We start from the raw sequence: 13,159 nt of genomic DNA, 5'->3' as shown, positions 1-13,159 counted from the left end.
GTCGAATATGAGACCGCGCACTACGCTTCAACCCGAAACCACAACAGGGCCGCTGCGGCCTAACAACGCCCTCCGGCAACTCCAGGCCGATTCAGCACCGCCCGAGACAGCACCTCGCCGGTTGCCTCATCCACCCCCGCGCGCAGCACAACGCGGGTACACGCGGTCCGGGCAGCCTCACCCTCGGCCAGCCGCAGCTTCCCGCTCACCGACTCAACGCCTCAACACCGATCCACAAAACCGGCTCTCACCGCCGGCCCACGCCACCGGAACCCCCACCGAGCCAACACAAACGTGATGCGCCACAGGGCGAACACCGACACGCTTCCCGACCTTGGAAAGCCGAAACGTTCCACACAGGCCAATCTATGATCACCGATCATCGATCATCAAATCGGTTAGCCTGGGCACCGGCCAGCCGAGCGTCAGGCCCGCGTAGTCCAGGCCCAGCGCGAGGCTCCACAGCACGCCCCGCACTGGGCCCTGCCCGGCGCTCCCGCCGACGAGCCACGGCACCGCGGTCAGGCCGGTCCAGATGAGGACCCGCGGGAGCGCCGCGGGATTCTCTGGATCTTGTCCGCCTCCTGCCACGACCAGCAGCGCAAGCGTGCGGCCCAGCTGAACGGCAACGTACGCGCCGGCGAAGATCAGAGCTCGCTCGCTGAACCCCTGCGGCACGGCGATGGCCATCACCATACTGCCGAACATGGTCAGGACCATGACGAACACCACGACTGGGGTCTCCGGATCCAGCCGGCTGGTCAGGTAGGCGTTCGTTGCCCAGATCAGCCAGAGGGCAAGGAACAGCAGCAGGGTCTGACCGACCTCGCTGACGAGGATCCGCTGTTCCGTGGTGAAGTCGGTGACGAGGCGCTGGGTAACCCGAGTGAGCGCGAAGACGAAGACCAGGTCGAGGAAGAGTTCCAGGAACGTGGCGCGTTGTGTGCCGACCCCCATACGCGGCAGCCTGGCCTCGCGCGGATCACTCATCTGCCGAGACGACCACTACGCCCCCTTGGAATCAGTGATCTGAAGACCCAACGAGGTAGCGCCGACCCCTGTTGTGGGCTTGACCCGTTTCGACGGGCAGGGACCCGCAGGTTCCGCCGGTCAGGGTTCGATGGAACCATCTAGCCATGCGCATACGTAGGTTTCCTCCACGCTTGGCCGCACGATTGGCGCTCGTCTTCATGTTCACCGCCGGCGCGCTCGGGGTACCGGCGCTCGGCGCCGGGCCGGCCAGTGCCGCCGAGCCGGATCCGACGATGAACGACGCGGTCTTCAGCCGGCCGACCGGGACGGCCGCCCAGCAGAACGCGATCTTCATCCAGCTCGCGCGGATCATCGACCGGGTGCCGGCCGGCGGCGAGATCCAGATGTCCTGGTTCGGGTTCGACGTCACCGATGTCGTCGACTCGGAGACCACCCCCGACCTGCCCGGACGGCTGCTGAACGCGCACCGGCGGGGGGTGCATGTCCAGATCATCCTGGATCACGAGCAGGTCAGCCGGCGGCCGTACCAGCGGCTGCTGCCGGTGCTCGGCAGCAACGACGCCGCCGGGTCGTACATCGTGCACTGCGCCGACCAGTTTCCCGGCGCGGACCGGGGCTGCATCGGCACCCGCCGGATCGACTACACCGACTCGTCGGTGACGGCCTACAACCACAACAAGTTCCTGATCGCGTCCAGCATCGTGCTCAACAACGGCTCGACCGTGTCCAACGTGGTCTTCCAGGGCTCGGCGAACCTCGGCTGGTGGGACGCGAACGAGGCGTACAACAACGGGCTGACGTTCAGCGACGCCACCACCTACCAGGCGTACCGGCAGTACTTCGCGGACCTGCGGTCGTACCGCTACAGCTCGGCCGGGAACAACGACTACTACTGGGGCACCCCGACAGGTACGACGTACCGGGCGTACTTCTTCCCCCGGCGGGAGCGCTCCGGACAGCCGGTCAGCGACCCGGCCACCGACACCATCGTCAGCGTGCTCAACTCGGTGGCCTCCTGCTGGTACGACGACAACGGCACCCGCCGACAGACCGACGTACGGGTCAACATGTTCTCGTTCAACCGGCCCGAGGTGGCCAAGCGGCTCACCGCGCTGCGCAACGCCGGCTGCTGGGTCGACGTCGTCTACAGCGAGGCGAACGCGCAGGTGCTGAACGCGCTGGGCAGCAACGTCCAGCTCACCAAGTGCAACTACAACGTCGGGCCGGGCCGGGACATCCGCCCGCACAACAAGTACATGCTGATCGACGGCGCGTACGACGACGACATCGTGCCCCGGGTCTTCACCGGCAGCCACAACTACAACGTCTCCGCGCTGCGCCAAGCCGACGAGGCGATGCTGCGCGTCATGGGCCGGGGTATCCACGACGACTACCTCAGCGACTTCTGGCACGTCCGGGACACCTGCCGGGCCAACGGCGGGGCGATCCGCTGAGCCGATGCACCGTCGCGATTCCCGTGATCCGGGTCGATCACGCAGGTCGCCCTCAAGGTGGCGTGAAGCGCCTGGTATGCGGCGAGCATGCGCCCTTTATGCAGGCGCTGGCGAGACTCGCCGTAGCGATTCATCCGAATGCCCGAATGTCCGCCGTGCGTCGCTTCGTGGCGGACGAGCCGATGATCCGGCCGCGGCGGACCGGATGGCGGTGCGGAAGATCAGGAGGAGGCGGGATGGATAAAGTCAGCATCTTCGACACGAGCCCGGTCTTCGCCCGTGGGCTCGCCGGGTTGCTGGCGGTGGAGGGTTTCGAGGTAATTGAGGTCAGATCCAGCACGGAGGGGGACTACTGCCGGCAGGCAGACATCTTTCTGGTCGACCCGGCAGCGGTCCGGGTTGGCACCCTCTGGGCCTTCGTCGCGGAGGTGTCGTTGGTGGCACCCGTGTTGATGCTCGCTCCCTTTGGTGGCCACCGAACGCCCGGCGAGCGCTGCCCCGGCTCGAGCCTGGTGAGCTACGTGGACCGCTACGCGCCCGCCGACGTCGTGGTGCGGGCGGTCCGGGCGGTGGTCGACGGTGGACGGTTCTTCGGCGGGGCGGAGCCGGCGGGCCAGCCAAATCCGCGCGAGGACGAATCCGTCCCGCTCTCGATGCGGGAACGGCAGGTGCTCCGGCAGATCGCGCGAGGGCTGACGCACACGCAGATCGCCCGGGTACTAGGTATCAGCCGACACACCGTGGACACCTACGTCAAGCGCGTCAGATCCAAGCTCGACCTCGGCAACAAGGCCGAGCTGACGCGGGCGGCGCTGGTCGGTGCGTTCCCCGAGGCGGCCGCCGACGCCTCCGGACCGGTCGTGCTACCGGCCTCCGCCTTGGTGCCCCGGGTATAACCGGACCGGGCCGTGCCGACTGAATGCACAAAGCGACGTCTGCCAGATCCGGGCCGTTCGCTGGCCAGCCGGAGAAACGGGATGAACAATCGGCCGACGTGCGGTCACAAATCTATGATCTTGTTGTCCGAGATCGGGTGGGGCAGGATCAAACAATGTGACCATCGTGGGCGGCGACGGTGAGTGGGAGTTCCGCCTCCTCGGCCCGGTTGAGGCGTACCGGGGAGGCATTCAGCTCCCGCTCAACGGAAAGCAGCGCTCGCTGCTGGCAGTCCTGCTGCTCAATGCCAATCGGGTAGTCGCCATCAGGCAGCTCGCGGAAGCGGTCTGGGGTCAGCGGCTGCCGGCGTCACCCGAGGCGCGGGTGCGGCTGCTGATATCCGAGCTGCGCAGAGCGTTCGCCAGTGACGGTCAGGGGCTCATTCTGACCCGGCAGCCCGGATACCTGGTGCGCGCGAGCCCCGGCCAGATCGACGTGGACAGGTTCCGGCACGCGGTCGACCGGGCCCAGGAGGCGGCGGCCCAGGGCCGGCCGGAGATCGCGGTCGAGCAGTACGACAAGGCGCTCGCGGTGTGGCGTGGCGTGGCGCTGGGCGGCGTGAGCGGCGCGTTCGTCGACACCGAGGCGGCGCGGCTGACCGAGTTGCGGGAGCGGGTCGCAGAAGACCGTACCGAGGCCATGATGGCGGTGGGGCGACACGCCGAACTCGTCTCCGAGTTGGGGCATCTGGTCGCCGAGCATTCGCTGCGGGAGAGGCCCCATGCCCAGCTGATGATGGCCTTGTACCGGTCGGGCCGGCGCGGTGATGCGCTCGAACTCTACGCCCGCCTGCGGGAGCGCCTGGTCGAAGAGCTGGGGCTCGAACCGACGCCACAGCTGCAGCGTCTGCAGCAACAGATTCTCGCCGGCGACCCGGCGCTGAACCCGCCGGTCCCCGCGGTGCGGTCGGCCGCGTCGACCGTCCGCCAGTCGCCGCCGCCGACCAGGATGCCGGCGCGCCAGCTGCCGCCGGCCCCTGGACGGCTCGTCGGCCGCGTGCGGGAGCTGGAGCAGCTCGACGCGCTCGCCGCGCGGGGTGACGGCCCGGTACTGGTGGTGGGTCCAGCCGGCGCCGGCAAGACCACCCTGGCCGTGCACTGGGCCCACACCGCGATGGATCGATTCCCGGATGGCCAACTCTTCGTGGACATGCGAGGCTTCGATCCCGGTGCCCGTATCTCGCCCATGGACGCACTGCCGCAGTTGCTGCATGCGCTCGGGGTGGCGACTGGGGAGATTCCGGTCGGGGGCGATGCGCAGATCGCCCAGTACCGTTCGGCCCTCGCCGGGCGGCGGCTGCTGGTCATCCTCGACAACGTGGCCGAGCCGGACCAGGTGCGACCACTGCTGCCCGGCGGCCCTGGCTGTCTCGCCCTGGTCACCAGTCGAGATCGGCTCGGTGGGCTGGTGGCGTTGGACGGTGCGTGCCGCATGACGCTCGACGTGCTGCCACCGTTGGACGCGATCGAGGTGCTGGCTCACACGGCCGGCGGCGAGCTGATTGAGGCGGATCCGGACGCCGCGGCCGAGCTGGCGAGGCTGTGCGACCACCTTCCGCTGGCGTTGCGCATCGCCGCCGGCCGGCTCGCTGACCAGCCGCACCATTCGATCCGCCGGCAGGTGGACGAGCTGACCCGGCGCGGGCGGATGGCCGGCCTGCGGGTCTCTGGTGACGGACGGGCGTCGGTCAGAGGTGCGTTCGACCTCTCCTACCGGGCGCTTCCGCGCCCGGCGCAGCGGCTCTTCCGGCTGCTGGGCCTCGTGCCGGCGCCAGCCGGGTGGTCGGCCGAGGCGGGCGCCGCGCTCGCCGGGCTGGCGGTGGACGACGCCGGCCAACTGCTCGACACCCTGGCCCGGCTACACCTGATCACGGCCACCGCGGCCGGTCGGTACGTCTGCCACGACCTGCTGCTGGAGTACGCCGCGGAACTCGCCGCCGGCGATCCGCCCGCGCAGCGGGACGCTGCCGTGGACCGCCTGCTCGCCTTCTACCTGCACAGCACCGATCAGGCTGCCGCCGCCACCGTCCCGGCCATCTCCCGACTGCCCCGTCCACCTTTGCCGGCCGGCGTAGTGCCGTTGGCGTTCCCCGACGTGACCGGTGCCAGGGAGTGGATGATCGCAGAGTGGGACAACGTGGTCGCCGGGCTGCGCCACGCGGCGGCGCGGGGGCTGCGCCGGCTGGCCTGGCATCTCGCGGACGCGTTGCGCAGTCACCTGTATCTGACGGCGTCGCGGCCCCAGTGGCTGGCCATCGCCGAGACGGGTTTGGCTGCCGCGATAGCGGCGGGCGATGTGGTCGGCGAGGCGGCCATGCGCTTCTGCCTCGGCTTCTTGCGTTACCAGGCGGCGGAGTTCGCCGAGTCGATCCGCGAGCATGAGCGCGCCGTGGAGCTCTACCGGCAGGCGGGGTGGAAGCCGGGCGAGTCCACGACGCTGCGCAGCATGGGCGTGTCGCTGGCACACCTGGGGCAGCTGCGGCCGGCTCTGGACCGGTTCACGCAGGCGCTGGCGCTCGACCGCGAGATCGGCAACGAACCTGGCGAGGCGGCCAGCCTCCAGAACATCGCCGGAACCTACAAGGATCTCGGTGACCTGGAACTCTCCGCACGGTACCTCAGCGTGGCGATCCCGTTGCTGCGTCGGGTCGGTCGCCGGCCCGGCGAAGCGATAGCCCTCATCAATCTGGGGGAACTCCGACGCGAACAGGGCCGCCTCGACGAGGCCCTGACCACCGTCCGTGAGTCGCTGGCGATCTGCCGGGAAGTCGGGCTGCGCCACGAGGCGGCGGAGGCGTTGATTACCGCGGGAGAGGTCCATCGCGATGCCGGCAGGCACCGAGAGGCTCAGCAGGCACTGGACGAGGCGCTGGACATCGCGCAGCAAACCGGCAACCCGCGACTCCAGATGCTCGCCCTCAATGGACTGGCCAGCATCGAGATCCGGGCCGGCCGGGTCTCGACCGCGGTGGCACGGCTCGACACCGCGTTGGAGGTAGCGGCACGTACCGGCCACAGCGGCGGTCACGTCAAGGTCCTGCTCACGCTCGCCGAGGCGCACTGCGCGCTCGTCGAGTACCGATCCGCGCACCGCTACGCGTCCCAGGCCCTGAGCCTGGCCTCGGAATCAGGGGCGATGGTCGAGGTAGCCGCCGCACACGCCGCCCTGGCCGCGGTCTACCTCGGCCTGGGTGACCCTGATCAATGCATCAGCCACTGCCACGAGGCCCTGCAGACGCAGCGGAGGTCGGGCCAACGGCGGGCGAAGATCCGGACCCTGGCGATACTCAGGCAGGCCCGTCGATTGCGACGAGGGGAGGGCGCCGCGCGGCGTCCCTGACGTTGATGGCCCCCAGTGTCCCGTAAATCGGGGACACGACGTCCTGCCGGCACGTGCCCTACGGTCCGCGTGGGCGAGGACCCCATTGATGGCAGTGATTTGCCGTCGGCTGCGCCCGAGGGAGGTCGTGATGAGAGGTCGCGCACGCGGACGGAGATCAGGAGTTCGGCTCGATCAGTTACCCACCGGGAAGGTCGGCTACGGGCTGGCTGTCGGCCTGTCCACGACGCTGGTGGCCGCACTGCTGGCCGGCGTGGTCTCGCGCCCGGCGCAGGCAGAGCCGCCGGTGACCCAGGCACAGCAACCGGCTGCGCCGTTGGAGCGCCCCGACGAGGCGGCGGCCGTGGTGACGGCGCGGATGACCGGCAAACGGGTGCTGATCAGCGGGCTGACGACGGAAACCACGGAGTTCTGGGCGTTGCCGTCGGGGTCGGTGGAGGCGAAGGTCAGCGCCGGGCCGGTGCGGATGCGCGATGACCAGGGCGGCTGGGTGGACGTCGACCTGACCCTGCAGCGGAAGGCGGACGGCTCGGTGGTGCCGAAGGCACACCCGGCCGGGTTGACGCTGTCCGGGCCGGCCGGCCCCGGCGAGCACGATCTCGTGTCGCTGGGTACGGCGGGGCGGCGCTCGACGTTGGGTTGGACGGGCGCGTTGCCGGCGCCGGTGCTGGAAGGCGCGAAGGCGACGTACCCGGAGGTGCGGCCAGGTGTCGACCTGGTCGTGTCGGCGACGCGTACCGGGTTTGAGCAGTTGCTGGTGGTGAAGGACCGCACGGCGGCCGCGCACGTGCGGCAGTTCCGGATGCCGTGGCGCCCGTCGGGCGGGACGGCGACCGCGGCGCGGGTCGGTGAGTTGCCGGCGCTGATGTGGGACGCGCGGGTGGACCCGGCGTCGGGTGAGCACGTGCGGCGGGCGCCGGTGGGCACGCGACTGGACGGCCTGGGCGAGCGGACCGGGCTGGTGTTGACGCCGGACGCGAAGTTCCTGGCCGACGAGTCGACGGTGTATCCGGTGACGATCGACCCGTCGCAGTCGATCGGGCCGAACTTCGACGCGTTCGTGCAGAACACGTACACGTCGGACCAGTCGACGGCGACCGAGCTGAAGCTGGGTACCTACAACGGTGGAACGGACAAGGCACGGTCGTTCCTGCGGTTCGACAACATGAGCTGGTTGTGGGACAAGCAGGTGCAGTCGGCGACGCTGAGCCTGTGGAATCACCACTCGTACTCGTGTACGGCGCGGGAGTGGCAGGCGTGGCGGGTCGGTGATGTCACCAGCACGGTGCGGTGGACGGCGCAGCCGGCCTGGTTGCAGCAGGTGGGCACGTCGACGCAGACGAAGGGCTACAGCAGCGCCTGCGGTGGCGGCTGGGTGACGATCCCGGTCACCGGCGCGTTCCAGAGCACCGCGACCGGGCATCTGGCCAAGACGACCATCGGTATCCGGGCGACGAGTGAGACCGACAGCTACACCTGGAAGCGGTTCAACTCCAAGGAGGGCACCTATCCGCCGTCGGTGACCATCACCTACCAGGCGGGGGCGCAGGTGACCGCGATGGCGACCGCGCCGACGACGGTGTGCGCCACCGGGGCGCAGCGGCCGTACATCGCGAGTTTGACTCCGCAGTTGCGGGCGCAGATCACCGATTCCGCGGCGGCGTCGGTCTACGCCACGTTCGAGTGGTCCGCCGTGGGCGGGTCGCTGATCGGCTCGGCCACGGAGGGGCCGGGCACGTCCGGGTCGTGGTTGGCGACGAACGTGCCGCCCGGCGCGTTCGTGGAGGACGGCTCGTACGCCTGGCGGGTACAGGGCAGTGACGGCACGAAAGCGGGTTCGTGGTCGCAGTGGTGTGAGTTCACCGTGGACACGGAGGCGCCCGGGGTGGCGCCGTCGGTGTCATCGACGGCTTACCCCTCGGGTGTGTGGTCCGGCGCGGCGGGCACTGCCGGTGGTTTCACGTTCGGCGCCGGCGGCATCGCCGACGTGTCTGCCTACGAGTACGGCGTGGACGTCAACCCGCCGAACCAGACCGTGAACGCGCCCAGTCTCGGTGCCGCCACCACCATTTCGATCACGCCGACCTCGGACGGCCCACACACGCTGTACGTACGCACCCGCGACCGGGCGGGCAACCTGTCACCGATCCGCTCCTACGCGTTCTCGGTCGGCGGCGGCGCGGTGACCGCACCGAAGACCGGTGACATCACTGCGGCGAAGACCGCGATCAGCGGGGTGGGGCGGCCGGATGCGACCGGGGTGACCTACCAGTGGCGGCGCGGCGACAGCGACACGTGGACCAGCATCCCGGCCGGGCACGTGACGGTCGCGGCCGGGGGCGGGGCGGTGACCTGGCCGCTGTCGACCAGCGGCGGCGGCCAGTTCCCGAAGCTGAACTGGGACGTCGAGGCCACCCTCGCCGCGGTGGACGCCCAGCAGGTGCCCCGGGACGGCCCCCTGCAGGTACGGGGCAGCTTCACCGGCGGTACGGCCGCATCCTCGGGCGCGGTGAAGATCACCTTTGACCGGAACCAGGCGTCCGCGGCGGCCGAGAAGATCGGTCCGGGTGAGGTGAACCTGATCACCGGCAATTACACCTTGTCGGACAGCGATGTGTCGGTGGCCTCGTACGGCACCGAACTGACCGTGGAGCGTTCGTACAACAGCCGGCGGGCGACGGAGACCGACTCGGCGAACATGTTCGGCCCGGGTTGGGTGTCCGGTGCGACGGTGGACGGGGCTGAGGCCAACTACACGTCGCTGACCGTGTTCGGGTCGCTGGTGCAGGTGGGTCTGCCGGACGGCGACACCATCGGCTTCACCAAACGCACCAGCACCGCCTTCGACCCGGAGATCGGGCTGGAGTCGATGACGCTGACGTACGACAGCGCGACCGACTCCTACGCCCTCACCGACGAGGACGGCGACACCGTGCGGTTCACCCGCGTCGTGGGCACCGCGACCGGCAAGTACTTCCCGACCCTGGTGGCCGAGTCAGCCAGCAACCAGACCACCACGTACAGCTGGGAGCGGGTCACCGTTGCCGGAGCGGAGGTGGTCCGGCCGACCCGGATGCTGGCACCGGTGCCGGACGGGGTCAACTGCGCCACCCTGACCCGGGGCTGCCGGGCGCTGACCTTCACCTACGCCACCACCGGCACCGCGACCGGCACCACCGAGGCCACCTGGGGTGACCACCCGGGCCGGGTCAAGGAGATCGCCTTCACCGCCTGGGACCCGGATCTGCCCACCCCGGCCATGCGTACCGTGCCGCTGGCCCGGTACGTGTACGACAACACCGGCCGGCTCCGTGCCGCCTGGGATCCGCGGCTGGACTGGACCGACGCCGGCACGACGCGGCACCTGTGGAAGACGTACGACTACGACGCCAACGGTGTGCTCACCGCGACCAAGCCGGTGGGCGAGGAGCCGTGGCAGTTCAGCTACACCACGGTCCCGGGTGACCCGGGCGCGGGACGGCTGCACAAGGTGACCCGCACGGCGCTCGCCGCGGGTACTGCCATGAGCACCATGGTCTACCAGGTGCCGCTTTCGGGTGCCGGGGCGCCGTACGACCTGTCGCCCGGGCAGACCGCCCGGTGGGGTCAGCCGGAAGCGCCGACCGACGCGACGGCCATCTTCCCGGCCAACCAGATACCGAACGGCAACCCGGCAAACGGCACCATGCCCTCGTCCTGGGAGCGCGCATCGGTGACGTACCTGGACGCCAACGCCCGCGAGGTCAACGCCGCCGCGCCGGGCGGATACCTCGCCGCCACCTGGTACGACGAGTTCGGCAACACCGTGCGTTCGTTGACGGCGGCCAACCGGGCCCGGGCACTGGCCGACTCGTCCACCGACGATGCGGCACGGGAGACGATGCTGGCGCAGAGCTACTCCACCCGCAATGTCTTCAGCGGCGACGGGCGGCGGCTGCTCTACACCCTCAATCCCGAGCGGGACGTGATGCTGGCCGACGGCAGCACGGTACGCGGCCGACCGATGACCCGGAGCACCTACGACGAGGGTGCGCCGCTCACGGGCGGGCCGTACAACCTGGTCACCAAGCAGGAAGAGCTGGTGCGTTACTGGGGACCGACCGGCACCGAGACCGACGCTGAGCTGCGTACCACCACGACGAAGTACGACTGGTCCCTGCGCGAGCCGACGGTGACCACCGTGGACCCCGGCGGCCTTGGCCAGACCACCCGCAGCACCTACGACCCGGGCACCGGGCTGGAGGTGCTGAACACCACCCCGGCGGGCGGCACCAGCACGAACACCCCCGCCACCACCCGCGCGATCAACTACCGGGCCACCTCCGGCTCCGGCTACAGCGAGTGCGACCTCCGGCCCGAATGGGCGAACCTGCCCTGCCGGGTGCAGCCGGGCGGCCAGGCGGCCAGCGGACCGGAGCTGCCCGCCACCGTGACCACCTACGACATGTTCAACCAGCCCCGAGTGGTCACCGAGAAGACCAGTGCCGCCACGCTGCGCACCACCACCACGACGTACGACGGCGCGGGGCGGGCCTACGAGACCACGGTCACCGGCCCCGGCACGGCCGTGCCGGCCGTGCGCAGGATCTACGACCAGGCCAGCGGCCAGCTCTTGCGCACCCAGTCGATCAGCGGCGGCACGGTAACCGCCCAGATCATCCGTGGCTACGACAGCCTGGGCCGGCTGACGTCGTACACCGACGCCGACGGGAACCTGTCGACCACCACGTACGACCTGCTCGGCCGGGTCGCCACCAGCACCGACGGCAAGGCCACCCGCACCTACACCTACGACGGCGGCAGCGAACGACGTGGCCTGCTCACCTCCGTCAACGACAGCCAGGCCGGCGTGTTCGCCGGCAGCTACGACGGGGACGGCAGGCTGAAGTCGGAGAGCTGGCCCAACGGCGTCGTGGTCAGCCGTGACATCGACGCGACCGGCGCCGAGGTCGGACGGTCGTACATCAGGACCGGCTGCGGCGCCGCGGACTGCACCCTCTACCGCGAATCCGTCCAGACCTCGACCCACAACCAGGTACGGGTGCACAGCTCCACCCTCTCCAACCAGGAGTACGCCTACGACCCGGCCGGCCGGCTGGCCCAGGTCCGCAACATCCTGGGCGACCGCTGCACCACCCGGGCGTACGCCTTCGACGCGGCCACCAACCGCAAGTCGTCGACGGAGTACGCCCCGGCCTCGGACGGGTCATGCCAGACCACGACGGCGGCGGCCACCCGGAGCTGGACCTACGACACCGCGGACCGGGTCAACACCGCCGGGTACACCTACGACCCGCTCGCCCGCACCACCACCGTCCCGGCGGCCGACACCGCGAACCCGGCCGGCGGCAACGTGGCTGTCACCTACCACGCCACCGACCTGGTCGACACCATCACCCAGGGCGGACGCACGACCGACTACCTGATCGACGTCGAGGGCGAGCGGGTCCGGTCGTGGACCGACAACGTCTCCGGTGCGGCCGCCACCTCAATCCACCACTACGCGGACGACGAGGACAGCCCGGTCTGGACGCAGGAGACGCCGAGCACCTACACCCGCGCCGTCAGCGGGCTGGCCGGCGTGGCCGGAACCTGGAACAGCGGCACCGGCGAGGTCGACTGGCAGATCGCCAACCTGCACGGTGACATCGTCGCCACTGTCAGCGGCAACGACGCCGGCCTGAGCAGGACCAGCGAGGCCACCGAGTACGGCACCCCGCTCGACTCGACGAACGTGGGCAACCAGCGGTACGGCTGGCTCGGCGCCGAACAGCGCGCCGCCGACACGCCGGGCGGGATCCTGCTGATGGGTGTCCGTCTCTACAACCCCACCACCGGGCGGTTCCTGCAGGTCGACCCGGTGCCGGGTGGCAGTGCGAACAACTACGAGTACTGCGTCGGCGACCCGGTCAACTGCACCGACCTCAACGGGCAGTACGCCACGGGGAAGTGGCAGTGGCTCCCCAACAAGGTGTGGCAGAGCGGCTGGAAACAGATCAAGCGGGGCATCTACCGCGTGTATATCAAGTTCCGGCAGCGCGACATGCGCCTGTTCCGCTGGATATACACCAGCAAGCGTCGCACCTGGATCGTCGGCTACCAGATCATCACCAAGCGGTCGTTCTCCTTCAAGACCAAGCACTGCGTGTGGCGCTGCAAGACGACGCCCTGGATCCCCATCCCGGTCCCGAAGTTCGGCGGATACCTGACCTGGATCCAGACCTACATCTACTACCGTCCGATCCGAGTCCGCCGCTAGTTTCTGCGGTCGCGGAGTTCGGCCTGGCGGTGGCCGCCAAGCCAACCAGGCTTGGCGGCCACCGCCGCGGGGGGGGGGGGCCCGGCGGGGGGGCCCCCCCCCCCCCCCCCCCCCCCCCCCCCCCCCCCCCCCCCCCCCCCCCCCCCCCCCCCCCCCCCCCCCCCCCGGGGCGCCCCCC

5 protein-coding genes are annotated in these 13,159 nt (G+C 70.0%); 4 read left to right on the top strand and 1 reads right to left on the bottom strand.

The window, feature by feature from the left end; all coding sequences use genetic code 11:
- Nucleotides 1–372 precede the first annotated feature (372 nt).
- On the bottom strand, nucleotides 373–990 hold the full coding sequence (locus ACFYML_RS36100) for a low temperature requirement protein A (RefSeq protein ID WP_387424926.1): 618 nt from the start codon (nucleotides 988–990) through the stop codon (nucleotides 373–375).
- Between the two features lie 173 nt (nucleotides 991–1,163).
- On the opposite strand from ACFYML_RS36100, the gene ACFYML_RS36095 reads away from it, so the two are divergent.
- The 4 genes from ACFYML_RS36095 (at nucleotide 1,164) to ACFYML_RS36080 (ending at nucleotide 12,981) form a co-directional block, all read left to right on the top strand.
- Complete coding sequence (locus ACFYML_RS36095; protein WP_387424925.1) at nucleotides 1,164–2,447, top strand: phosphatidylserine/phosphatidylglycerophosphate/cardiolipin synthase family protein; 1,284 nt, start codon at nucleotides 1,164–1,166, stop codon at nucleotides 2,445–2,447.
- 236 nt (nucleotides 2,448–2,683) lie between these two features.
- Nucleotides 2,684–3,343 carry a LuxR C-terminal-related transcriptional regulator gene (locus tag ACFYML_RS36090; RefSeq protein WP_387424924.1) on the top strand — a complete coding sequence of 220 codons (660 nt, stop codon included), beginning with the start codon at nucleotides 2,684–2,686 and terminating at the stop codon, nucleotides 3,341–3,343.
- A gap of 157 nt (nucleotides 3,344–3,500) precedes the next feature.
- A complete protein-coding gene (locus tag ACFYML_RS36085; protein WP_387424923.1) occupies nucleotides 3,501–6,722 on the top strand; it encodes a BTAD domain-containing putative transcriptional regulator in 3,222 nt (1,073 codons plus the stop codon).
- A gap of 130 nt (nucleotides 6,723–6,852) precedes the next feature.
- Nucleotides 6,853–12,981, top strand: a complete 6,129-nt coding sequence (locus ACFYML_RS36080; protein WP_387424922.1) for a DNRLRE domain-containing protein — start codon at nucleotides 6,853–6,855, stop codon at nucleotides 12,979–12,981.
- Nucleotides 12,982–13,159 lie beyond the last annotated feature (178 nt).

This window comes from Micromonospora sp. NPDC007230 (assembly GCF_042869115.1).
Taxonomy (GTDB): Bacteria; Actinomycetota; Actinomycetes; order Mycobacteriales; family Micromonosporaceae; genus Micromonospora.
Note: the sequence above shows the minus strand (reverse complement) of the source record. Positions and strands in the feature narration are given on the sequence as shown.